This is a genomic window from Neisseria sp. HMSC055H02, assembly GCF_001813335.1.
In the GTDB taxonomy this organism is placed as follows: Bacteria; Pseudomonadota; Gammaproteobacteria; order Burkholderiales; family Neisseriaceae; genus Neisseria; species Neisseria sicca_C.
In genome coordinates this window covers 94525-118094 of sequence record NZ_KV812087.1, presented here as the reverse complement: position 1 = coordinate 118094, position 23570 = coordinate 94525, and the positions used below count along the sequence as shown (strand labels likewise).

Genomic DNA, 23570 nt, shown 5'->3' with positions numbered 1-23570 from the left:
TTTTCCCTATGACAATTGTACAATTGAAAATTTTGCAGCAATCCATTGCAGTCGTTTGAATTAAGCAAAAAGCAAATAATGTATCGCCGCAATTTCAGATCAAATTAGACCGTATGCATCCTAAAAAAGCATTCCCCATGCGCAAAAATTCAACACCATTACAAAAAAGCAATTAACTCATTATATTATTTAAGAAAAATGAAAATGCGATATTTATTTTTCGAAAAATCAGAACTTTAAATAAAATTTTGAGTCAAACCGCCTATGCCATATTTATATCCGTTCGTATCTTAATCCAACATTACCTTGAAATGCCATGCTAAATTACTATTTCATTACATTCAGACACGAGCACCTACGAAGAAACTGCCACCTATCAGCATAACCTTCTGATTAATCTTTATTTATACGGAAAACACCATTATGAATACCCGAGTCACTCACCTTTCATCAGAAAAGCAAAGCCGCAGCGAATCAACTTTGACAGATGCGGCAAACGCAAACTATTTAACTTACATTCGCAGCAACACCAGCCGTACGCTTGCTGCCGGAGAAAAAAATCTGATTCTAGAAGGTGATGCCAATATCTTCGGGGCAGGAAACAACGCCGATAACATCCTTATCGGCAACAGCGGACGTAACCGTCTTAACAGCGGACGCGGCAATGATACCGTTTACGGTGGCGGCGGTGATGACACCATCAACGGCGGGGAAGGCATCGACTTACTGTTCGGTGAAGATGGCGACGATACATTAAACGGGGAAGCCAGTGACGATGTACTTAACGGTGGTGCGGGTAACGATACCTACATTTTCAATGCGGCAGGCGGCAGGGATACCATTATCGATACCGAGGGAAACAACCGCATCCGCTTTACCGGAGGCTTGCGTGCCGAAGATTTGACAATAACGGCTGTTGCCAACAATGATGGTGGGCAAGATTGGAAAATCTCCATTAAAAACACAGATTCCGTACTGACCATCAGCAACCAATATACTGCCGGAAGCAGCGTCCCTGCCATCCATCAATTTGTTTTTGACAGCGGTGTTTTGAATGTAGCCGAATTTGTTCGTGCGACAAAAGCCAACATTGAAACAGCGAAACCACAAAACCTGACCATTAATGGAACCGATTCAGACGACGTTTTAAATGGTAGTGATGGCAATGACATTATTGACGGCAAAGCCGGTGCCGATACGATGAGCGGAGGATGGGGAGACGATACTTATTATGTTGATAATGTCAAAGATGTCATTATCGAAGGAAAAGGCGCAGGTACCGATACCGTCATCAGCAGCGTTTCCTACACAGCGGCAACCAATGTTGAAAACGTTACCTTGACCGGCAATGCCAATATCTTCGGCGCAGGCAACAACAGCGACAATATCTTGACCGGCAATGCCGGACACAACCGGCTCAACAGCGGACGCGGCAACGATACCGTTTACGGCATGGGTGGAAATGACAACCTTAACGGCGGCGACGGTGATGATTACCTGGATGGTGGCGAAGGGAACGACAACATCAATGGCGACGCAGGCAACGACACTTTAATCGGCGGCAAAGGAAAAGACACCCTGAAAGGCGGCGCAGGTAACGACACCTATATTTTCGGCGACGATGATACGATTATCGACGACCAAGGAAACAACACTTTGCGTTTTTCAGACGACCTCCGTATCAAAGACCTCAAAATCAGCGTCAATGACAACGCACAAGGCGGGAAAGACTGGTTGATTACGTCCGCAAACGGCTCCGCATTGATTCGGGACCAAATCGGCTCAGACGGCAAAGTTGCTATCGGACGTTTTGAACTGCTCGGCGAAACCTATACCCAAGAATCCCTGCTCAAAGCTGTTGCCAATTCAAACAAACAACAAGGTTCGACCATCACCGGTACGGCAAGAGACGACATCCTTACCGGTACAGAGCAAAACGATACCATCGACAGCGGAATCGACGGACGCGACCGTCTGTACGGACTAGGCGGAGATGACATATTGCGTGATAGCGGAACAAGCTATTTCGGTAATGAACGCGATGACGAACTCTACGGCGGCGACGGCAATGATAAATTGTATGCCGACATTGGTGATGATTATCTGGACGGCGGTGCCGGCGATGACCATCTTGAAGGCGGACAACACAGAGATACTTACGTCTTTGGTAAAGGATACGGACACGATACCGTCTTTGACTACAATTTCAATCTTGATCCCGAATTCAACCCCGATGGAATGCCAAACGCCAATACCGTTAAATTTACCGGCGGCCTGACTTTGGATGATTTAGAAATTTCGATGACTCAAGGCTATGACAAATCAGACATTGATCATATCCCTACCGATTCCGAATTCATTATTATTCCCCGTCTGAACGGCGATACTTGGAGCATTTCAATCAAAGGGACAAACGATGTCCTGACTATTAAAAACCAATCCGGCATTTACGGCGCAATCAGCGAATTCCAGTTTGATTCCAAAACCTATACCGTTGGCGAAATCATTGAGCATTTTGGTCTGAATGTGCCTCACTTTGACAAAGCCGGTAACCTTGTCCACAACCTTACCGATAAGGTTGACTGGTATGGTATTGATCAGAGGGGATACAACCGCGTTGTTTACGGATCGGCTGATAACGATACTGCGGACTTTTCAGACGTGATCGGTAAAGTTACCTTCTACGGTGGCAATGGGGAAGATAGTATCACCTTAGGAAGATACAATCTCATTGACGGCGGTACGGGTAATGATGCCATTTTCGACTCCGGACACTCGGTTAAAAATACCATTATGTTTGGGAAGGAAAGCGGACACGATACATTGCACAATATCCGCACAGAAGCAGATACTACCGTTCTCTTCTCAGGAAATTTAACGATTAAAGATGTCGAATTGACCACAGGCAAAGACTGGGTTGTGAAGCTGAAAGGTTCAAATAACGCATTGACTATCAAGGATATGGTTCATTCCCCATCCGGTCATGATACGGTTGACACCTTTAAATTTGAAGGTGGCGAAAGCTATACCGCTACCCAATTCCTGAATGCTTTAGGTATGGATAGCACCCTCAACCAAGGCTTGATTTAACCGTCTGGAAGGTCGTCTGAAAACTTCCCGCATTATCGGTTGGAAAAGTTTTCAGACGACCTTTTGTTTTGTCTTGATGATAATTCCCAACACCAAATGCCGCTATTTTCCAATACTGATTCAATATGTTGTATGTAATGCAACAATTTAAGAATTTCCATAAAAGCCGTTGACAATACTTCTTTATTATGTCAAAATTACGCCCGTTGAGTTGCTTGATGCAGCTTGATTTTTCTCCTCTATTTCTCCTTTGTAGACTTGGCGCATATCCCAAACGATATGCGCATTTTTTTATCTTGATTTTCCAAGTTTAAAATAAAATCAAATAAAACAAGATATTCCCATCTCTTCTCCAATTCTCTCGTACACGAAAACCCATCTTCAGAAAATGTGTAAGCCCAGATCAAAAATCAACAAAAAACACGTTTGTGAATCCCTACCAAAGCAAAAATCATAGGCGCAAAGCGTGTTCCTCTTTCCCCTCCTCCGTTAATTTGAAATACTGATAAAAAAGGTCGTCTGAAAACGGAAAATCCGTTTTCAGACGACCTTTTAAAATCATGAAGTATTATTCAGCGTTGTTTGGTGCCGCTTCTTCAGTTTCGACTGCTGCGCCGACTTGTTCGGCTTCTACTGCCTCAGTTTGCACTGCCTGTTTGGCGGCTTGACGCTCGGCTTGTTCTGCCAGAGCCTGTTGGACAAACGGATGCTGTTGGGCGATGGCTTGTTCTTCCGCACTGACTTCGCCTTTGAAGCGGTTGTTCAAATCAAAACGTTTGCCACCGCGCGCCAGAGCTTTAAGGTAGCGGGGGCGGCGGCAATGGTTGGCGAGAACGCGGGCGATCAGGGCAGGATCGTATTGGGGCAGCGCGGCAACAAGGTCTTGGTCGATGCCGACGGCCAGCGGTTTGAATCGTTTGAAGACGTCGTATTTGCCGTAGATGTAGTCGGCAATCATGTCGGTCTGTTTTTTCTTGCTCATGGTTTGAACGGCGGATTTCAAAGCTGCGCCCAAAGCAGTTTCTTGTGTCATGTCGTTTGTATTCCTCTAAAATAAAGCCGTGCGTTTCGCTACGGCACGGTAATGGCGGTATTTTAGTATAAAGCCTGTGTTTTGGCTAAGTTTTTTTACGAATGTTCGATTGTAGATGTTTATTTGCGGTCGGGCCCGCACACTTATCTCAATAGGCGTTGAGAAAGGTCGTCTGAAAATGTTCGGCACAATCCGTCATGTTTGTTTTCAGACGACCTCTTTCAATTTTATCCGCACTATTTGGCAATATCGGGCGTATCGACAACTACGTCGGCATTTTGCGCGCGATGGCGCAGGGCGTGGTCAATGAGGACCAGTGCGAGCATGGCTTCGGCGATGGGGGCGGCGCGCAGGCCGACGCAGGGGTCGTGTCTACCGTGGGTGGCGAGTTCGACGGGATTGCCGTTGATGTCTATGCTGCGGCGCGGTGTGGCGATGGAGCTGGTGGGTTTGATGGCGATGTTGACGTGGATGTCTTGTCCGGTGCTGATGCCGCCGAGGATGCCGCCGGAGTGGTTGGACAGGAAGCCTTGCGGGGTGAGTTCGTCGCCGTGTTCGCTGCCGCATTGGACGATGCTGCCGAAACCTGCGCCGATTTCCACGCCTTTGACGGCGTTGATGCCCATCATGGCGTAGGCGATTTCGGCATCGAGGCGGTCGAAAACGGGTTCGCCTAAGCCGACGGGGACGTTAGCCGCTTCGATATGCAGTTTCGCGCCGACGGAATCCAACGATTTGCGCACGCTGTCCATATAGTTTTCCAGCTCGGCGATTTGGCTTTGGTTGGCGGCGAAGAAGGGATTTTGGGAAATGTGTTCGTAACCTTCAAACTGAATTTCTTTTTCGCCGACTTGGGTGACGTAGGCGGTGATTTCCGTGCCGAATTTTTCTTTCAGCCATTTTTTGGCAACGGCTCCGGCGGCAACGCGGGCGGCGGTTTCGCGGGCGGAGCTTCTGCCGCCGCCGCGGTAGTCGCGCGTGCCGTATTTGTGCCAGTAGGTATAGTCGGCATGACCGGGACGAAAGCTGGTGGCGATGTTACCGTAGTCTTTGCTGCGTTGGTCGGTATTGCGGATTAAGAGGGCGATGGGTGTGCCGGTGGTTTTGCCTTCGAAGACGCCGGAGAGGATTTCGACTTGGTCGGCTTCGCGGCGTTGGGTAACGTGGCGGCTGGTGCCGGGTTTGCGCCGGTCGAGGTCGGCTTGGATGTCTGATTCGGTTAATGCCAGTCCGGGCGGACAGCCGTCGATGATGCAGCCCAAACCTGCGCCGTGGCTTTCGCCGAAGGTGGTAACGGTGAAGAGTTGTCCGAAAGTGTTGCCTGCCATGTTTTCCCTCTATCGGTCATATACTGAAAGATGACGGATTTTAGCATACAAAGGTCGTCTGAAACGCTTTCGGAGGACGAATCCCGCCTTTGACACGTCTTCTGTCATCGAATCAAATCCCAAGCGAATTTGCCTATAGTCAGGCACAGCAACACCATAAATCCATAACGCAGAAACTTGGTTCCGCCACGTATCGCCAATTTCGCGCCGACCACGCCGCCGCACAAATTCGCCAGCGCAAGCGGGATTGCCCACACCCACACGACATGACCTTGCGGGATGAAAACCGCCAGCGCGGCAAGGTAGGTGGTGGAATTGATGACTTTGGCGGATGCGTTCGCCGTCAGGAAATCATAACCGTAAAAACGGACGAATACGAAGGCCAGCAGGCTGCCTGAGCCCGGCCCGAAGATGCCGTCGTAAAAACCGATGAGCGCGCCGAAGAGTAAGCCCCATAAGGTTTCGCGGCGCGTCAATTTTTTGGTGCGCACCGCCTGCCCCAAGTCTTTTTTCAAAAAAGTATAAAGGCACATGGCCACCATGATGACCAACATCGCCGGTTTCATGTAGTGCACGGGCAGATACGCCACGGCATTCGCGCCCAGATAGGAAGCGGCAAACGCCAGCACGGCGGTGGGCAGCAGCATTTTCCACGGCAGGGGGATTTTGCGCAGGTATTGCCCCGTTGCAGTCAGCGTGCCGCATAAGGCAGCGAATTTGTCGGTGCCGATGACCGAAGCCACGGGCGTGGAAGCGGGCAGCAGGTTGAACAGCCCCGGTATTTGCAACAATCCGCCGCCGCCAACCGCCGCGTTCATCAGTCCGGCGCAAAATCCGGTGAGCAGTAAGAGGTAGAAAAAGGAATCTACGGGCATGATGATTCAGGCTTTATTGGAAATTTCTTATCAAGGAAAAGGTCGTCTGAAAACAGTTTAGCACATGAAATCCATGTTTTTAAAATGTTCAGACGACCTTTTTCAACCCCGCTTCTTTATTTCTTCTTCAAATAAACGCCGCTTTCGATATGGTGCGTAAACGGAAACTGATCAAACAACGCAGCGCGTTCGACAGTATGGGTTTGGCAAAGGGTGTCGAGGTTCGCGCGCAAGGTTTCAGGATTGCAGGAAATATAGATAATGTTGTCAAACTGGGAAACCAGCTTCAGCGTTTCATCATCAACGCCGGCGCGGGGGGGATCGACAAAAATAATCGAAAAATCATACTCTTTCAGCGAGATACCCTGCTCTTGCAGGCGGCGGAATTCGCGGCTTTGCGTATAGGCTTCGGTAAATTCTTCCGCAGAGAGGCGGGCGATTTTGATGTTGTCTCTTTGGTTCGCTTCGATGTTCCATTGCGCGGCGTAAACGGAAGTTTTGGACACTTCAGTCGCCAACACCTGACGGAAATGCTGCGAGAGCGGCAGGGTGAAATTGCCGTTGCCGCAGTAGAGTTCGAGCAAATCGCCGTCGAGATTTTGCGCAACATCACACGCCCAGCCGAGCATTTTTTCGCACACGCGGGCGTTGGGCTGCGTGAAACTGCCTTCGACTTGGCGGTAGCGGAAGGTCTTGCCGTTTACGTTCAGCTCTTCGATTATATAGTCTTGAGTTAAAACGATTTTCTGCCCCCTACTCCGACCGATGATATGGATGCCCAATTCACGCGCCAAAATTTCGGCGGCACGCTGCCACGCTTCGCCTAGTTTTTTGTGGTAAATCATGGTAACGAGCATCTCGCCGCTCAGTGCAGACAAAAATTCAACGGCGTACCAGCGGTTTTTGAGTTCGGGATTTTGCGCGGCGGCTTCGATGAGCTTGGGCATCAAGGCGTTGATGGATTCGGAGGCGGCGGGAAATTGATCGCAACGTATCAGGCTTGCGCCGCTTGCTTTCTGCCCGCGCTCGAACATGGCGTAAAACATTTCGCCGCCTTCGTGCCAAATACGGAATTCGGCGCGCATCCGGTAATGCTGTTCGGGGGATTCGAAAACTTGAATTTCAGGAAAATCCAAACCTTGGAAAAGCTGTTGCAAGTATTGGATTTTTTGGTCGAGCTGTTGCGTATAAGCGGTCATTGGAGAAATGTCTCATGGAAAAGATGTCGGAATGTCGGTTTAGTCGGCAGGTTGGCGTAAAGCTGCTTGACAACACCGAAAATGCTGACAAAGGTCGTCTGAAAACTTACTACGCTTGTTTTCAGACGACCTTTTATCGGCATTTGATTACTCGCCTTCGTATTTGCGTTCCAAACGCTCTACGCACGCGCTTAAGTGTTTGCGCATGACTTTGACCACGCGGTTGCGTTTGCCGTTGACCAGCAGGTCGAGGATTTCGCGGTGTTCGGAATGGGTGTGGGGGTTGATGGCGCGTTTTTCATGACGCTGCGCATCGAAAACGGCGACGATGAGCGAAGAGCGGGCGCACAGGGTGTTCATGATGTCGAACAAGACGTGGTTGTCGATCAGGCGCGCCAGTTCGACGTGGAAGGCGTTGGACAGGCGGTTCCAACCCACGCGGTCGCCGCTGTCGGACGCCTGTTCTTCACGCTCGATCATGGCATAGAGCGGCTGGAGGCGGGTTTCCAAATCGGGCATATCGGACAGAAGGTTCAAAATCATGCTTTCCATTTCGATACGCGCGTTGAACACGTCCTGCATTTCCTTCAAATCGGGAACATGGACAAACGCGCCGCGATTGGGCTGCAAATCGACGATTTTGTCGTGTGCCAACAGGGACAGCGCGCCGCGCACGGTATTGCGCGAGCAAACCATCTGGCGGCACAGCTCGGATTCGGTCAGTTTTTTGCCGGGCAGCAAAACATGGTCGGTGATGCCGTCCAAAATCAGTGCGTAAACGCGGAACAGCTCCGAATCATGCCTGCCTGCCGGCATCATGGAAGAAGGGGTAGGCGCATGGAGGGTATCGTTATCGGTATTCATTATTTAAGCTCTCCTCATAGTCTGGCGTGTCATATCGTTTGAAATAACAGAAATTTTTTAGCAGCGGCAAACCGCCCCTTATCGCTTTTTGCTTGATTCCATTTCGATATAGCACAAAATCTGATTAAGATATAATTAAAAATTGTTGACAATCTCTAGTGAAGCTTGCACAATATCCTCACAAGGCCAAGTTATGAAGGCTGATAGAGAGAGAATCCACAATAAGCAAGCAGATATATTCATAGTGTAGCGTGAATATATCTGCTTTTTTTGTCGGGCGGCCCTTATTCACGCTTTAACAGTATTCCGCCTCTAAACGCTTTTCAGACGACCCCTGAAAGATACGGGAGGTCGTCTGAAAAATTACTCTGCTTCGACGGTTTCAAAACTGTGGGTGATTTTCGCCGCCTTGCCCAGCATAATCGAGGCGGAACAATATTTCTCGGCGGACATCTGCACGGCGCGCTCGATGGCAGATTCGGTCAGGTTGTGTCCGATGACTTTAAAATGGATGTGGATTTCGGTAAACACGCGCGGGGCATCGTCGGCGCGCTTCGCGGTAACCGTCGCCTGGCAGTCCACCACCTTTTGACGCTGCTTCTCGGCAATCATCACGACATCGATGCTGGAACAGCCCGCCACGCCCAAAAGCAGCATTTCCATCGGGCTGGGGCCGCGTTTCGCCTGCCCTTCCGCCGCCGCGCCTTCCATGACGACGCTGTGTCCGTTTTCGGTCGTGCCGACAAAGCACATTCCGTCTATCCATTTTGATGTAACTTGCATGATTGCCTTTCTGTCGCAAAAATGCCTGAGAAACAGGCGCATTTTCATATTGTAAACATTTTTTACGGATAAATATAGGCGCAAGAATAGAGAAGGTCGTCTGAAAACTCGCAAAGCTTGTTTTCAGACGACCTTTTCCATGGTCAAGCCATCAGTTTTTCATCGATTGAACCGGCGCGGGAATCCTGCCGCCTCGGTTGACGAACACTTCGCACGAACCTTCTTTGACCGGCATTACAGGCGCGTAGCCCAGCAGGCCGCCGAATTCGACGCTGTCGCCGACGGTTTTGCCCGTTACCGGAATGATGCGCACAGCGGTGGTTTTGCTGTTGATCATGCCGATGGCGGCTTCGTCGGCGATGATGCCGGAAATCGTGTGCGCGGGCGTGTCGCCGGGAACGGCAATCATGTCCAGCCCGACCGAGCAGACGGCGGTCATCGCTTCGAGTTTGTCCAGCGTCAGCACGCCTGCTTCGGCGGCGGCAATCATGCCTTCGTCTTCGGAAACGGGGATAAACGCGCCGCTCAGGCCGCCGACCGCGCTGGAAGCCATCATGCCGCCCTTTTTCACGGCATCGTTCAGCAATGCCAAAGCAGCCGTCGTGCCGTGCGTACCGCAGACGCTCAAGCCCATTTCTTCAAGGATGCGCGCCACCGAGTCGCCGACGGCGGGGGTCGGTGCCAGCGATAAATCGAGAATGCCGAACGGGATGCCCAGTATTTTCGAGGCTTCGCGGCCGATGAGTTCGCCCACGCGGGTGATTTTGAAGGCGGTTTTCTTCACAACTTCGGCGACTTCGGTCAGGCTGACCGCATCCGAATTTTCCAGCGCGGCTTTGACCACGCCCGGCCCCGATACGCCGACATTGATAACGGCGTCCGCTTCGCCCGAGCCGTGAAACGCGCCCGCCATAAACGGATTGTCCTCCACTGCGTTGCAGAACACGACGATTTTGGCGCAGCCGAAACCTTCAGGCGTGATTTCAGCCGTGCGTTTGATGGTTTCGCCCGCCAGTTTGACCGCATCCATATTGATGCCGGCGCGCGTGCTTCCGATATTGATGGAGCTGCACACGATGTCGGTGGTCTTCATCGCTTCGGGAATGGAGCGGATTAACACCTCGTCTGAAGGCGACATGCCTTTTTGCACCAGCGCGGAAAAGCCGCCGATAAAAGACACGCCGATGGCTTTGGCTGCCTTGTCCAAAGTCTGCGCCACGCTGACGTAAGAATCGGCTTTGGTTGCCGCCGCGATTTGAGCAATCGGCGTGACGGAAATACGCTGATTCACAATCGGCACGCCATATTTGGCGGAAAGGTGTTTCGCCGTAGCGACCAAATCTTTGCCGACGGTGGTGATTTTGTTGTAAATGTTTTGGTTCAACACATCGATGTCGGTGCTGATACAGTCGTGCAAATCAATGCCTATGGTAATGGTGCGGACGTCGAAATGCTGGTCGGCAACCATTTTGACAGTTTCTAAAATTTCGCCGGATTGGATACTCATCACATTCCTCCGACTCAAATGCGGTGCATGGCTTGGAAGATTTCTTCATTTTGCATACGGATATCGAGCGCGAGTTTTTTGCTCTCTTCCGCAAACAAATCCAGCATTTCCTGCCGCGATTTGGGGCATTTCGAGGTATCCACCAAGATAATCATGGTGAAGAAGTCGTCCATTAGCTGCTGGCTGATATTGAGGATGTTGATTTGGTTTTCTGCGAGAATGCGGGAAACGTCGTATACGATACCGACGCGGTCTTTGCCGATGACGGTGATGACTGAATTATTCATAAGTCAGGGTCCTTGTAGGGGTCGTCTGAAAAATCTGGTTCGGGGAATTATAACATTGCTTTAAAATAATATGACTTGGATTGTTGACAATTTTGTATTGCTCGAACCTGATATTCCGTCTGCCGTCATTCCCGCGTAGGCAGGAATGACGAAGTCCGGTAAGTCGCGAGCAAAAATAAAGTAATTTAGCTATAGAACTTAATTTTTAAGTCAAAAACAATGCAATAAAAAACGGTTGGTTTCCATTTCGGGAAACCAACCGTTTTATCTTCATCATTTCTCACAGCGGTAGGCCTTATCCATCGCCATAATTACTTCCCTGACTACCTTTTTCTGTTCAGGAGGCAGGTTTAAAAATATCTGAAACAGCATCTGATCCTGATAGCTTGCCGCACTTTCCCAAATGTGTTTATTGGGTTCTTTCGGTTTATCTAATTTGGCGACTTGGTAGGCTTTTTCGTCTGAAACCAATGCGCGAATATCTACTTCCAGCCATTCTGCCAACGTCTTAATTCGGGAAAGTGAAGGCAATCCCTCACCCCTTAACCAGCGGGCGACAGCGTGTAAGCCTATCGGTTTGCCGTAATGACGCAAATTAAATTCACGCTCAATCACCGAAGCCTTAGGCTCATAGCCTTTTTCAACCAAAATCCGTTGCAAATTTTCTGCAAATTGTTCTCTTTCATTCATATCTGCAACTTTAAAGAGTTCCTTTTTGCCAACGAAAAGCTTGATTGAAAATTACGTAACAATTATCATAATTACGTTTAAAATTACGTTATAAGTTACGCCAATTACGCTATGACCGGACAAATCAAATCAAAACAGCGCGTTGCCGACCACGGTGAAGTGTTCACCCGTGAACAAGAAGTCAATGCCATGTTGGACTTGGTGAAAAATGAAACCTTGCGGATTGAGTCGCGCTTTTTAGAGCCGGCCTGCGGCGATGGGAATTTTCTGATTCAGATTTTGAAGCGGAAGCTGGATGTAGTAGCGAAAAATTACCGGACTTCGCAACGGGAATATGAGTTTTATGCCGTACTTGCCCTTTGTTCCATTTATGGCGTCGAGCTGTTGGAAGACAACGTGAAAACCTGTCGCAAACGGTTGTTTTCTTATATCGTTTTGCAATATGAAACCGAGCTTTCCCGTTTACCGGGTGAAGCTTTTCTAAACACGTTGGAATTTATTTTGCGCCTGAATATTGTGCATGGCGACGCTTTAACGATGCGTTACACCGAAAGTAGCGAACCCTTGCATTTTTCGCAATGGTCGCCCGTACCGTTTCCACGCCGGTTTTCGCTCAAGCGGCACGATTTCCAATATCAATATTTAGTGGATAACGCAGGTTCGCCTTATCAGTCCCTACAAGAATTTAAAGGCCGTTATTTTTTGGACATCGAAAATGCAGAACCCCTCAATTAATTACAACCCCGACGTGCTTTCCTGTTTGGCAAATTTATCTAATGACGAAGTGTTTACTTCGCCTGCTCTTGCCAATCAGATGTTGGATTTACTGCCGCAAGAACTGTTTTGCTCATCAAAAACCACGTTTTTAGACCCTGCCGCCAAATCGGGCGTGTTTTTGCGTGAAATTGCCAAGCGGCTGTTGACAGGGTTGAAAGACGAAATTCCCGATTTGCAAACACGGATCAACCATATTCTGACCGAGCAGATTTTCGGTTTGGGATTAACAGAACTGACCGCCTTACTGTCGCGCCGCACGCTCTATTGCAGCCGTGAAGCCGACGGCAAATATTCCGTTTGCGAAGCGTTTGCCGATCCGCAAGGGCATATTTTTTATATGCCTTTAAAGCACCAATGGGAAAATGGGCGTTGCACAAAATGCGGCGCAAGCCGCCAAGTGTATGACCGCGGCGATGAGTTGGAAAGCCACGCCTATGCCTTTATTCATCAGGATTTAAAACAAATAAGTGAGAAATTGCCCGTGAAATTTGATGTGATTATCGGCAATCCGCCGTATCAGTTGAGCGATGGCGGCGCACAAGCCAGCGCCAAGCCGATTTACGATCAGTTTGTAGAACAGGCGATTAAATTACAGCCAAAATATCTTTCTATGATTATTCCGGCTCGTTGGTATGCCGGTGGAAAGGGGTTAGATAATTTCCGTAACCGAATGCTGAACGATGAACGCTTTTCTGTATTGCATGATTATCCAGATTCAACTGATTGCTTTGCAGGCGTAAGCATTAAAGGTGGCGTTTGTTATTTTCTGTGGGAAGAGCAGCGTAAAGGCGACTGCCTAGTCATTACGCACGAAAAAGACAAAGTGATTTCAGAAATGAAGCGTCCGTTAAAAGAAGATGGGATAGATACGTTTATTAGGTATAACAATGCGATTGGGATTTTAAGCAAAGTAAAATCCAAGCAAGAGGAGAGTTTCAGTAAATTAGTCAGTTCAAGAAAGCCTTTTAATTTGGCTACAAATGTACGAGGCAGAACCACGCCTTTAAAAAATCAAATGCCGCATAACATTGTCAAACTCTATCAAAACGGCGGAACAGGTTATTTAAGCAGGGAAGAAATTCCTATTAATAAACAATGGATAGGCAATCATAAAGTTTATATTGGGCGAGCTTATGGTGCTGGAGAAACTTTCCCCCATCAAATTTTAAATTATCCGATTTATGGTGAACCTAATTCGGCTTGTACTGAAACCTATTTGGTTATAGGTCCGTTTGACAGCAAAGAAATCTGTGAAAACGTCATGAGCTATATTCAAACACGTTTTTTCCGTTTTTTGGTGTTGCTGATTAAAAATACCCAAGATGCGCCTAAAAAAGTCTATGAACTTGTCCCAATGCAAAATTTTTCCAAACCGTGGACGGATAAAGAACTTTACGAAAAATATGGTTTAAGTGAGGCGGAAATTGAATTTATCGAATCCATGATCCGGCCGATGAACAACGAATAACCCGTAGGGTGGGCTTTCTAGCCCACCATTTTCAGACGATATTGCGTATTTGGTAAGCTAAAACCCACCCTACAAGCCAAACACAATAAACGCTAAGGAAATCCTATGCCTTACCTTTCCCCTTTACGCCGCCCTAAAATTTATGCTTATTCCGACATCCGTTATCCCGATTGTCTGAAAGTGGGCTATACCGCCAAATCGGTCAAAGAGCGTGTGGAAGCGCAATTTCCTGTCAAACAGCCTGGTCAAAGCTACCGCATTGAATTGGACGAAGATGCGGTACGTGATGACGGTTCGTTTTTTACCGATCACGATGTACACAAAGTTTTGCTCAAACATGGGGTTAAACGGGTTAAAGGCGAGTGGTTTGAATGTACGGTAGAAGATGTTCAGACGGCATTGTTAGAACTGAAAACGGGTGTTGCGGTAAAGAAAAAGGCAATTTTCAATTTCGGTATGCGCCCCGAGCAGCAAAGTGCGGTAGAAAAAGCAGCGGATTATTTCCAACGTTTTACCGAAGATCCGATGAACAAAGGCAAAATTCCGCATTTTTTGTGGAATGCAAAAATGCGCTTCGGCAAAACCTTTGCAGCCTATCAGCTGGCAAAAAAAATGGGTTGGAAAAAGGTGTTGGTTTTGACCTTCAAACCCGCAGTGCAAAATGCGTGGCAGGAAGATTTGCAAGACCATTTGGATTTTCAGGATTGGCGTTTTGTAACCGATGGCAGCGATTGGCGTCCGCACGCCGATTTTCCGCAAATCTGTTTCGGTTCATTCCAAGATTATTTGGGTAAAAGCAAATCGGGCGGCATTAAGCTGAAAAACGAGTGGGTACACGCTATTAACTGGGATTGCGTAATTTTTGACGAATACCATTACGGCGCGTGGCGGGATAAGGCAAAAGACTTGTTTGCCGACAGTGAATGGGAAAAATCACAAGCCAAGCAGCAACATGCCGAAGAACAAGAGATGGAGCTGGATTCGCCCGATTATTTTGATGAGGATTTGTTGCCGATTACGACAGACCATTATCTTTATTTGTCGGGTACGCCGTTTCGCGCCATCAATTCGGGCGAATTTATTGAAGAGCAGATTTTCAACTGGACGTATTCCGACGAGCAGAAAGCCAAAGCGGCATGGCACGGCGATAACAACCCTTATTTATCGCTGCCGAAAATGGTGATGCTCACTTATCAGTTGCCCGATGAGATTCGGGAAGTGGCGTTAAAAGGCGAATTTGCCGAGTTTGATTTGAATGTTTTTTTCTCTGCCGTAGGCGAGGGCGACAAAGCCAAATTCAAATATGAAAGCGAAGTGCAAAAATGGCTGGATTTGATCCGCGGACAACTGCTTTCTACGACGGTGGATAATCTGAAAATGGGCGCAGAGCGTCCGCCGATGCCGTTTAGCGATACGCATTTATTAGGCAGTCTGCTGCATACTTTTTGGTTTTTGCCGAATGTGGCAAGCTGCTATGCGATGAAAAATTTATTGGCGCAACAACAAAATACCTTTTATCACGACTATCAAATCCTTGTCGCCGCAGGCAATGAAGCAGGCATAGGCGCAGAAGCCTTGGTTCCGGTAAAAAAAGCGATGGAAAAACCGTTGCAATCCAAAAGTATTACGCTCAGTTGCGGCAAATTGACGACCGGCGTATCCGTTGCGCCGTGGGCAGGGATTTTTATGTTGCGCAACCTTGCCAGCCCTGAAACCTATTTCCAAGCGGCATTCCGAGTGCAAACGCCGTGGGTGTTGCGTAGGCATAATCCCGACAACCCCAACGAGCAATGTATCTTGAAAGAAAATTGCTATGTATTTGACTTTGCACCGGATCGCGCCCTGCGCCAGCTTGCTGATTACAGTTGCCAACTCAACACCGACAGCATCAATCCTGAAAAGAAAGTCGCGGAATTTATCCAATTCCTGCCCGTGTTGGCGTATGACGGCAGCTCTATGCGAGCGATTGACGCTTCGGGCATTTTGGATATGGCAATGAGCGGCACAACCGCCACGCTTTTGGCTCGCCGTTGGGAAAGTGCGTTGTTGGTGAACGTGGACAACGACACGCTGAAAAAACTCAAAAACAACGAACAAGCGATGAAAGCCCTGATGAATATCGAAGGCTTCCGCCAACTGAATTTGGATTTGGAAACCATCATCAACAAATCCGAAGCGGTGAAAGAAGCCAAACGGGAAGCAGGCGACAATCCAAGCAAAGAGCAGAAAAAAGCCATCAGCAATGAAGAAAAAGCGGAAAAAATTTTGCGCAAACAAATTCAAGAAAAACTGATGAAATTCGCCACACGCATTCCGATTTTTATGTATCTGACCGATTATCGGGAATATATGCTGGAAGATGTCATCCGCCAACTGGATACAGGCTTGTTTCAAAAAGTGACGGGTTTAAACCAAGCCGATTTTGATTTGCTGGTCAGCCTCAATCTGTTTAACAAAGGCTTGATGAACGATGCCGTGTTCAAGTTCAAACGCTATGAAGACAGCAGCTTGGAATATACAGGCATTGTGAAACACACTCCCGAACAAATCGGGCTTTATGATACAACAGTGGATATTCGGGAATATCGTGGGGAATATTAATACCTGTTCCAGAAGCAATTTTAATGCTCGGGCAAACCGGCCGTCCGACAGCCGCGGTATTTTGCTTTTCACCTTGAATCTGCCATTTTCTGTACTCAAACCCTATTCATTCCAAACTGCCCGGGCCTCTATAACTAAATTATTTTTTCGATACGCAACCTACATGTTCCATCCCTCCCGCTTAGGCGGGAATCCATGTTGGAATTTCAGGAATTGTTTTTCAAATCAGAGGGTCTCAAGTTTTACGGTGGACTCCCGCCTGCGCGGGAATGACGGGGGTGGAATCCTGAAATATCGAAGTTAAGTATGTTTGTTTTAAGTTACCTGTTTCATCAATCCTGCTGCAACCGTTCAATCTATAGTGGATTAAATTTAAATCAGGACAAGGCGACGAAGCCGCAGACAGTACAGATAGTACGGAACCGATTCACTTGGTGCTTCAGCACCTTAGAGAATCGTTCTCTTTGAGCTAAGGTGAGGCAACGCCGTACTGGTTTAAAGTTAATCCACTATAAAATAAGGTTTCTTAAAATGATGGCAAGACAAAGGTCGTCTGAAAACCATGTAACGAAACCGTTAACTTTGTTTTCAGACGACCTTCAGTTCAAACCGCCACCTAAATCACTCCGAATAGGTAAACTTCGCACGTTTGATGTTGCAAAGGATTTCATACGGAATCATACCGGCGGCTTCGGCGACTTCGTTGATGTTGACGACATCGCCCCACAATTCGACTTCAGCACCCAAACCTTCTTTGGAAGCATCCAGTTCGACGGTAATCATGTCCATAGACACCCTGCCGATGATTCGGCTGCGTTTGCCTTCGACGGCAACGGGCGAGTTGGTCGAGGCGCGGCGCGGATAGCCGTCGGCGTAGCCGCAGGCAATGAGGCCGACGCGGGTAGATTTGCTGGTGTAAAACATCGCGCCATAACCGATGGGAGAATGAGGCTGCAGGATGCGTTCGCCGAATACGCGGGAAGTCAGACGCATGACGGGTTTCAGGCGTTCGTCCACGCCGCCGAACGGAGAGATGCCGTAAAGTGCCAGTCCGGCGCGTCCCCAGTCGCGGCGCGCTTCGGGAATATTCAAGATAGCGGCGGAATTGGCGAGGCTTTCTTCGCCTTCCAAGCCTTCACACGCCAAATCAAAGGCTTCAAGCTGCATTTCGGTCATGCCGTTGTCGGGTTCGTCGGCACAGGCGAAGTGGCTGAATTTAACAATGCTGTCAACGTGTTTGCATTGTTTCAGGGCGGTGTAGGCGGAAGTGTAGTTGTGTGGGAAGAAGCCGGCACGATGCATGCCGGAATCCATTTTGAGCCAGACTTTGACGGGGTTATGCCAATGATGGGCGATTAAGGCTTCGAGTTGCCACTGGCTGCCGACGCCCGGCCACAAATTGTATTTATCAACGGTGGCGTATTCCGATGCTTCAAACACGCCTTCGAGCAATACGATGGGATTGGTAATGCCGCTCTCACGCAATTCGACGGCTTCGTCCACCGTGGCGACGGCGAACCCGTCGGCAATTTCGGACAATGCGTGGGCGCACCGTACCGCGCCGTGTCCGTAAGCGTCCGCTTTAATGACGGCAAGCATCTTGCCGCCGTGAATCTGTTTCAGGGTTTGGTAATTGTGGCGCAGATTGTCCAAGCGGATTCGGGCATTTAATGGACGCATGATTTGTTCTTTCCGTTAATGAAGGTCGTCTGAAAATGGATATTCACGTTTTCAGACGACCTTTCGGTATTTTTAACGACCACATTATAGGCTCAAAGAGAGGGTTTTTAAATATCGTAATGAAATGAAGAAAATCGGAATATAGCCCGTCTGTTCAAACATATTCTGCCGATTTGTATTTAAATTTCAAAAATCAGTATATCTCCTTCCCAAAGCACTTATAAAATGAAAGAAAAATAAACCCTGCTAATTTGCCGAATCAGGCCGCCTGTAACGCAATATTGTGATGAATCAAACTTCCTGACGGATAAGCCTACGATTGCTTGTCAGTCGGTAGATTTTAAAACATAATACTTACGCGCCTAAGTATTGGAGTTTTACTACAAATACATGATAGGTAAGCCGTACGCAGCGCAGCAGTTCCAACCGATCAACTCAAAGCAAGGAAGGTCTAAAATGAAAGTAACCAGTTTCGGCGAAGTGTTGTGGGACGATTTTCCAAGCGGCAAAGTGTTGGGCGGTGCGCCGCTGAACGTTTTGGTCCGTTTGCAATCCTTCGGGGTCGATACCGCCATCATCAGCCGCCGCGGCGATGATGCCGACGGCGAAGAGCTGCTGCGCCAAATCCAAGCGAAAAACGTCAACACCGACCTGCTGCAAGTGTGCAAAGAATGTGATACCAGCCTTGTCAAAGTCATCTTGGACAAATGCGGCAGCGCGTCATACGAAATCGTGTATCCTTGCGCATGGGACCGCATCGTCGTCGAAGATGCCGCCTTGCAGCGTGTCGCCGAATCCGATGCCTTCGTGTTCGGCAGCCTTGCCACACGTGACGAGATTTCCCGTGCGGCATTAGACAAACTGATAGAAAAAGCCAAATTCAAAATCTTTGACGTCAACCTGCGCAAACCCCACTACGATACCGACCGCCTGCTCGCCACCATGAAGCGTGCGGATATGCTCAAGCTCAATGACGACGAATTGTACGAACTGTCGGCAGTTTACGGCTCGCCCCACCACAGCATCGAACAAAACATCGCCTACCTCAACCGCTTGACCGGCGCACAAACCATCTGCGTCACTTTAGGCGGACACGGTGCAATTTTATACAAAGACGGCGAACTCTACCGCCACTGCGGCTTCCGCATCAAAGTCGCCGATACCGTCGGCTCCGGCGACAGCTTCTTGGCAGGGCTGACCTACAAACTGCTCAACAATGCCGAGCCTCAAGAAGCCATCACCTTCGCCTGCGCTCTCGGCGCCCTAGTCGCCTCCAGACACGGCGCGACGCCCGACATTTCCTTACAAGAAATCGAAAGCTTCATGAATCCGGCTTGATGTTTGCCATCAACGGATGCCACAACAAAAGGTCGTCTGAAAACGGATTTTCTGTTTTCAGACGACCTTTCCATATCCCTCAATCCCGATAAGCCCAATGATTGACCGGACCGTGTCCCGCGCCGATGTTCAAAGGGTTGCGAATCGCCTCGGTAATGTATTTTTTGGCGGTTTGCACGGCTTCGAGTGTCTCGAAACCTTTTGCCAGCTCGGCGGCGATACAGGCGGAGAACGTACAGCCGGTACCGTGCGTATGCGCCGTCGGGAAGCGGCGGTCGGTAAATTCAAACACCTCATCCGGCGTAAACAGCCAGTCTGTGCAGTATTCGCTGCGGCTGTCGCCCAAATGCCCGCCTTTAATCACCACGTTTTTCACACCGCAATCTTGCAGGATTTTGGCAGCGCGTTCCGCGTCTTGGCGGTTTTCAATGCGCACGCCCGCCAAGGCTTCCGCTTCGGGCAGGTTCGGCGTCAGAATGTCGGTATCAGGCAGAAGCAGGCGTTTCATCGCTTCGACGGCGGAGTCCTGCAACAGCGGCGCGCCGCCTTTGGCAATCATCACCGGATCGAGAACGCGCTTGCCGAAACGGCATTTTTTCAGATTTTCGGCAACGCATTCAATCACTTCCGCCGTACCCAGCATCCCGATTTTATAGGCGCGGATTTCAAAATCGGAGCGGACGGCTTCGATTTGAGCAGTGATGATGTCGGTCGGAATCAGATGCACCGCCGATACGCCGAGCGTATTTTGCGCGGTCACGGCTGTCAGCACGCTGGTGCCGAACACGCCACGCATCTGAAACGTCTTCAAATCCGCCTGTATCCCCGCCCCGCCGCCGGAATCCGAGCCGGCGATGGTCAGCGTTTGGACAAATGTTTCTTCCATTTGGTTTCTCCTGTTTCTTGGTTGGACAATTTAGGAAGCGGTTTGAAGGTCGTCTGAAAACCAATCATGCTTGTTTTCAGACGGCGTTTTATTGTAATAGCGAAATATTTACAGCTGTATTTTAGTTGGTTTATCGCGGTTTGAAATGGGAGATTTTCGGGATATCTTTTTATAATCTTCCTGGACTCAGCCCGAAATCCCCATGCCGACTTTTTACTATTCCAACAGAGAGGTCGTCTGAAACCTGCTTTTCAGACGACCTAACTCTAAATAAATCATTATCCATCAATAATTTCCAATTCAACCAAAGCCCTGTACACGCCATCTTCATCTACACTCGGCGCAATAAATTTCGCCGCGGCCTTCGCTGCCTCCTCACCGTTTCCCATGGCCACGCCGAAACCGACGGATGAGAGCATTTCCAAATCATTAAAGCTGTCGCCGAAAGCCATAACATCTTCCATGCCTATGCCCAACTTTTCTACTGCATGTGCAATGCCTCTTGCTTTTGAACCTTCGCGGCGCAGCATGTCCAGCGCAGACTCGTGCCAACGCACGGATTTGAAGCCTTCGGATTGGATTTTTCCGATAATCTCCTGCTCCTGGGCATCGTCTGCAAACACCAGCATCTGATAAACCGATTGTTTGCGGAAATATTCTTTATCCACTTCAAAAGCAGGCAGGATGTGCGACAAGGCTTCTTTTACCCTTCCGCCGGCAGCCGATGCGACAATTTCATCATTATTTACAAAAGCATAATCAATATATTGACTGTCAAAAAATGCACACATCCGCTCCAATTCGGCTTCAATCATCGGATAAGCCTGCAACACCTCTCCGTGAAACGTCGTGTATTGCCCGTTAATTGTAACCAGCATATCAATGCCGCTGTCGCGTATCAGGGTTTTCACCTTACCCGGAATGGCCACCGGCGGTCTCCCCGTCGCAATCGCCGTCAAAATACCCCGCGCTTTCAATGCCTCCATCGCTTTAGCAACAGACGGGCGCAGCGTATCGGTATATTTTCGGTATAACGTGTCATCAATATCGAAAAAAATAATTTTTGGCGTATTCATTATCAGGCATACAATCGGTTTCAGACGACCTATATTGTAACGTGCAATTACCGGAACAATGCACAATTTCTACATGCAATGATGTAAACAAGCTGTGTATAAATCCTACTTCATATTGATTCCCAAAAGAAAAACAAACCTGATTAAAAAATAAGCAGGTTATCAGAAGTCGTCTGAAACCTGTTTATTCCATTTTCGCCATTATTACATTAAGCAATAATTTTGACACTTTCCCGCTCCCGCCTGAATTTCATTTTCAGCAACGCGGGCAGACTGTCATCAAAGTACCAGCCGCCGTCCGGCATAGCAATCGCCCCGCCGGCACAACGCAAAGTGATGCTTTTTCCGGATAAGCCGTCCGTTTCCGTAATCTCCACCTCATGCGCCCTCCCCCAGTCTGCAACGGGCAACAAATGCGCCAATTCGCGGATACGTCCGTTTTGCGCTTCTATCCCATCCTCGGTACGGCAGGCACCGTCGCATTGCCCGAGTGCCTGTATAGGACACGGCACACCTTTTCCATTTGCAACAGGCAGGATATTCAAGGCATCAGGACAAAGTCTGTTTTCCAGCGCCCAACTATTAAGTGCGCGTTTGGCGGCTTTTTTATGGATAAACAACCCATACGGGCGGACAACTCGGCTGCCGTTATCCAAAGGCACAATCCTTGCCTGCAAAACACCGTGTTCGTCGGGAGAAAAACGAACCGTAGAAAATGCAGTAGGCTTGGAAACGACTCGTTCAGGCGGGCGGATACCATATTCCCTCATTACCTGCGCCTTCAGCCATACCGAATGCAGGCTGCCCAACGCAGGAATAAAACGCACAGAAGCAGCAGCCTTCAGATAAAGCGGAACTTTTTTACCATGCAGCATTTCTGCCGTTTCGCTATACGCCTTCTCTAATGCAACTACCGCTTGCGCCTTGCCGAATGCATCAAACCAGACCAACACACCTTCGCTGTCCGGCAACGCATAAAGCTGCGCCGCCAAAGCATCCGTTACCCAATTCGGCAGCATTTTCGGATTCATCAAAGACCGGCAGTAATTATCCCAATCTTCTGTATTCTTTTCGCGCAAGCTGTGTTCCAAATAATCGCTCAAAGCCAAGACATCGGTCATCGCGCGATGACGGTTTTCCACTGCGATTGCGTTCCGTTCGATAATGCTGTCCAAATTGTGTTTGTAAAACTCAGGATAAAGGCGGCGCGACAACTGGACGGTACACAAAGCAGGCGCAGCAAAATCAATTCCGGCACGGCGAAACTCGTGACGCAAGAAGGTATAGTCGAAACGGCTGTTATGCGCCACCACCACTGCCCCCTGTAAAAGCGGCAATAACTGTGAAGCAATTTCCGCAAACAACGGGGCCGTTTTTACCATTTTATTGCTGATGCCCGTCAGTTGCTCGACAAATTCAGGAATCGGCTTACACGGATTCACCAACCACTCATAACGGCATACGCTTTGTCCGTCGAAACGCAGCAAAGCAACTTCCGTTACCCTGTCTTGATACAGATTCCCGCCGGTAGTTTCCAAATCCACCACAACCACAGGTCTCCCGAAACGGAAAAATGCCTTCTGCAACAACGGCCAGCGAGAAACGCTCTCCATTTTATTTTCCTGTAAATTCAACCAATAGCCGCGCATTTTACACTTTCCCTGTTTATTTTCCAACAACGCCCTTGACAGAATTCCACCCCCTCACTATAATCTCAATCTTTGTTACAGCGCACCCGTAGCTCAGTTGGATAGAGTATCTGGCTACGAACCAGAGGGTCGGGCGTTCGAATCGCTCCGGGTGCGCCAAAAAATTTATTTATCCGCGCCCATCGTCTAGCGGTTAGGACATCGCCCTTTCACGGCGGTAACCGGGGTTCGATTCCCCGTGGGCGTGCCAGTTTTGATTAAAGCCTTGCTGTTTTAGCAAGGCTTTAGTTTTTAAACCATCTTGAATAACCGCCATCTTGAATACCTAGGGCAGGCAGCACCTGACTTGTTTATTTCTATGTTGCCATAAGAGACCTATCAATATTATTTCTTACCCCTATTCCAATCAAAAGGTCGTCTGAAAACCATTTTCAGACGA

Annotated in this window: 18 protein-coding genes and 2 tRNA genes; 7 read left to right on the top strand and 13 right to left on the bottom strand. The window is 48.8% G+C overall.

The window, feature by feature from the left end; genetic code table 11:
• Positions 1-423: 423 nt before the first annotated feature.
• A complete protein-coding gene (locus HMPREF2907_RS04785; protein WP_016688337.1) occupies positions 424-3090 on the top strand; it encodes a calcium-binding protein in 2667 nt (888 codons plus the stop codon).
• 568 nt (positions 3091-3658) lie between these two features.
• Here the strand turns inward: HMPREF2907_RS04785 and HMPREF2907_RS04780 are convergent.
• From HMPREF2907_RS04780 to HMPREF2907_RS04740, 9 genes are all read right to left on the bottom strand, one after another.
• Positions 3659-4123: a ProQ/FINO family protein gene (locus HMPREF2907_RS04780; RefSeq protein ID WP_070680596.1), complete on the bottom strand. Its 465-nt coding sequence runs from the start codon at positions 4121-4123 to the stop codon at positions 3659-3661.
• Positions 4124-4359: 236 nt separating this feature from the next.
• A complete protein-coding gene (aroC, locus tag HMPREF2907_RS04775; protein WP_070680593.1) occupies positions 4360-5451 on the bottom strand; it encodes a chorismate synthase in 1092 nt (363 codons plus the stop codon).
• A gap of 104 nt (positions 5452-5555) precedes the next feature.
• Positions 5556-6326 (bottom strand): sulfite exporter TauE/SafE family protein, encoded by a 771-nt coding sequence (locus tag HMPREF2907_RS04770; protein WP_070680589.1) that lies wholly within the window; start codon positions 6324-6326, stop codon positions 5556-5558.
• Between the two features lie 116 nt (positions 6327-6442).
• On the bottom strand, positions 6443-7525 hold the full coding sequence (gene trmA / locus HMPREF2907_RS04765) for a tRNA (uridine(54)-C5)-methyltransferase TrmA (RefSeq protein WP_070680586.1): 1083 nt from the start codon (positions 7523-7525) through the stop codon (positions 6443-6445).
• A gap of 147 nt (positions 7526-7672) precedes the next feature.
• The gene (locus tag HMPREF2907_RS04760; protein WP_070680583.1) at positions 7673-8389 is read right to left on the bottom strand and encodes a GntR family transcriptional regulator; all 717 of its coding nucleotides are present in this window, start codon (positions 8387-8389) and stop codon (positions 7673-7675) included.
• Between the two features lie 363 nt (positions 8390-8752).
• Entirely contained in the window at positions 8753-9172 is a 420-nt protein-coding gene (locus tag HMPREF2907_RS04755) for an OsmC family protein (RefSeq protein ID WP_003741038.1), read from the bottom strand.
• Positions 9173-9323: 151 nt separating this feature from the next.
• Positions 9324-10679, bottom strand: a complete 1356-nt coding sequence (locus HMPREF2907_RS04750; protein ID WP_070680580.1) for a PFL family protein — start codon at positions 10677-10679, stop codon at positions 9324-9326.
• 14 nt (positions 10680-10693) lie between these two features.
• Positions 10694-10966: an ACT domain-containing protein gene (locus HMPREF2907_RS04745; protein ID WP_003765481.1), complete on the bottom strand. Its 273-nt coding sequence runs from the start codon at positions 10964-10966 to the stop codon at positions 10694-10696.
• A gap of 273 nt (positions 10967-11239) precedes the next feature.
• Positions 11240-11656 carry a hypothetical protein gene (locus HMPREF2907_RS04740; RefSeq protein ID WP_019270482.1) on the bottom strand — a complete coding sequence of 139 codons (417 nt, stop codon included), beginning with the start codon at positions 11654-11656 and terminating at the stop codon, positions 11240-11242.
• A 111-nt stretch (positions 11657-11767) separates the two neighbouring features.
• On the opposite strand from HMPREF2907_RS04740, the gene HMPREF2907_RS04735 reads away from it, so the two are divergent.
• The 3 genes from HMPREF2907_RS04735 to HMPREF2907_RS04725 all read left to right on the top strand — a co-directional run bounded on the left by HMPREF2907_RS04735 (position 11768) and on the right by HMPREF2907_RS04725 (position 16502).
• A complete protein-coding gene (locus tag HMPREF2907_RS04735) occupies positions 11768-12391 on the top strand; it encodes a DNA methyltransferase (protein ID WP_070680578.1) in 624 nt (207 codons plus the stop codon).
• A complete protein-coding gene (locus tag HMPREF2907_RS04730; protein ID WP_019270484.1) occupies positions 12372-13901 on the top strand; it encodes an Eco57I restriction-modification methylase domain-containing protein in 1530 nt (509 codons plus the stop codon). Before HMPREF2907_RS04735 ends, HMPREF2907_RS04730 begins: the two co-directional genes overlap by 20 nt.
• A 105-nt stretch (positions 13902-14006) precedes the next feature.
• On the top strand, positions 14007-16502 hold the full coding sequence (locus tag HMPREF2907_RS04725) for a GIY-YIG nuclease family protein (RefSeq protein ID WP_070680575.1): 2496 nt from the start codon (positions 14007-14009) through the stop codon (positions 16500-16502).
• A gap of 621 nt (positions 16503-17123) precedes the next feature.
• On the opposite strand, the gene alr is transcribed toward HMPREF2907_RS04725, so the two are convergent.
• The gene (gene alr / locus HMPREF2907_RS04720; protein ID WP_070680572.1) at positions 17124-18182 is read right to left on the bottom strand and encodes an alanine racemase; all 1059 of its coding nucleotides are present in this window, start codon (positions 18180-18182) and stop codon (positions 17124-17126) included.
• Between the two features lie 456 nt (positions 18183-18638).
• Between alr and HMPREF2907_RS04715 the strand changes: the two genes are divergently transcribed.
• Positions 18639-19520 carry a carbohydrate kinase family protein gene (locus HMPREF2907_RS04715; protein ID WP_070680568.1) on the top strand — a complete coding sequence of 294 codons (882 nt, stop codon included), beginning with the start codon at positions 18639-18641 and terminating at the stop codon, positions 19518-19520.
• 79 nt (positions 19521-19599) lie between these two features.
• On the opposite strand, the gene thiD is transcribed toward HMPREF2907_RS04715, so the two are convergent.
• The 3 genes from thiD to HMPREF2907_RS04700 form a co-directional block, all read right to left on the bottom strand.
• Entirely contained in the window at positions 19600-20406 is an 807-nt protein-coding gene (gene thiD, locus HMPREF2907_RS04710) for a bifunctional hydroxymethylpyrimidine kinase/phosphomethylpyrimidine kinase (RefSeq protein WP_070680565.1), read from the bottom strand.
• A gap of 278 nt (positions 20407-20684) precedes the next feature.
• Positions 20685-21482, bottom strand: coding sequence for a Cof-type HAD-IIB family hydrolase (locus HMPREF2907_RS04705; protein WP_070680562.1), 798 nt, complete (start codon positions 21480-21482; stop codon positions 20685-20687).
• A gap of 209 nt (positions 21483-21691) precedes the next feature.
• Positions 21692-23095, bottom strand: a complete 1404-nt coding sequence (locus tag HMPREF2907_RS04700; protein WP_070680909.1) for a 3'-5' exonuclease family protein — start codon at positions 23093-23095, stop codon at positions 21692-21694.
• A 118-nt stretch (positions 23096-23213) separates the two neighbouring features.
• Between HMPREF2907_RS04700 and HMPREF2907_RS04695 the strand changes: the two genes are divergently transcribed.
• A tRNA-Arg gene (locus tag HMPREF2907_RS04695) sits at positions 23214-23290 on the top strand.
• 16 nt (positions 23291-23306) lie between these two features.
• A tRNA-Glu gene (locus HMPREF2907_RS04690) sits at positions 23307-23381 on the top strand.
• Positions 23382-23570: the final 189 nt, after the last annotated feature.

Bases quoted from the DNA above. Each gene is read 5' to 3' on its own strand.
- thiD (WP_070680565.1), bottom strand. From the start codon at position 20,406: ATGGAAGAAACATTTGTCCAAACGCTGACCATCGCCGGCTCGGATTCC.
- HMPREF2907_RS04770 (WP_070680589.1), bottom strand. From the start codon at position 6,326: ATGCCCGTAGATTCCTTTTTCTACCTCTTACTGCTCACCGGATTTTGC.
- HMPREF2907_RS04715 (WP_070680568.1), top strand. From the start codon at position 18,639: ATGAAAGTAACCAGTTTCGGCGAAGTGTTGTGGGACGATTTTCCAAGC.
- HMPREF2907_RS04730 (WP_019270484.1), top strand. From the start codon at position 12,372: ATGCAGAACCCCTCAATTAATTACAACCCCGACGTGCTTTCCTGTTTG.
- alr (WP_070680572.1), bottom strand. From the start codon at position 18,182: ATGCGTCCATTAAATGCCCGAATCCGCTTGGACAATCTGCGCCACAAT.
- HMPREF2907_RS04735 (WP_070680578.1), top strand. From the start codon at position 11,768: ATGACCGGACAAATCAAATCAAAACAGCGCGTTGCCGACCACGGTGAA.
- HMPREF2907_RS04700 (WP_070680909.1), bottom strand. From the start codon at position 23,095: ATGGAGAGCGTTTCTCGCTGGCCGTTGTTGCAGAAGGCATTTTTCCGT.
- HMPREF2907_RS04755 (WP_003741038.1), bottom strand. From the start codon at position 9,172: ATGCAAGTTACATCAAAATGGATAGACGGAATGTGCTTTGTCGGCACG.
- HMPREF2907_RS04725 (WP_070680575.1), top strand. From the start codon at position 14,007: ATGCCTTACCTTTCCCCTTTACGCCGCCCTAAAATTTATGCTTATTCC.
- HMPREF2907_RS04745 (WP_003765481.1), bottom strand. From the start codon at position 10,966: ATGAATAATTCAGTCATCACCGTCATCGGCAAAGACCGCGTCGGTATC.
- HMPREF2907_RS04780 (WP_070680596.1), bottom strand. From the start codon at position 4,123: ATGACACAAGAAACTGCTTTGGGCGCAGCTTTGAAATCCGCCGTTCAA.
- HMPREF2907_RS04785 (WP_016688337.1), top strand. From the start codon at position 424: ATGAATACCCGAGTCACTCACCTTTCATCAGAAAAGCAAAGCCGCAGC.
- trmA (WP_070680586.1), bottom strand. From the start codon at position 7,525: ATGACCGCTTATACGCAACAGCTCGACCAAAAAATCCAATACTTGCAA.
- HMPREF2907_RS04705 (WP_070680562.1), bottom strand. From the start codon at position 21,482: ATGAATACGCCAAAAATTATTTTTTTCGATATTGATGACACGTTATAC.
- aroC (WP_070680593.1), bottom strand. From the start codon at position 5,451: ATGGCAGGCAACACTTTCGGACAACTCTTCACCGTTACCACCTTCGGC.
- HMPREF2907_RS04760 (WP_070680583.1), bottom strand. From the start codon at position 8,389: ATGAATACCGATAACGATACCCTCCATGCGCCTACCCCTTCTTCCATG.
- HMPREF2907_RS04750 (WP_070680580.1), bottom strand. From the start codon at position 10,679: ATGAGTATCCAATCCGGCGAAATTTTAGAAACTGTCAAAATGGTTGCC.
- HMPREF2907_RS04740 (WP_019270482.1), bottom strand. From the start codon at position 11,656: ATGAATGAAAGAGAACAATTTGCAGAAAATTTGCAACGGATTTTGGTT.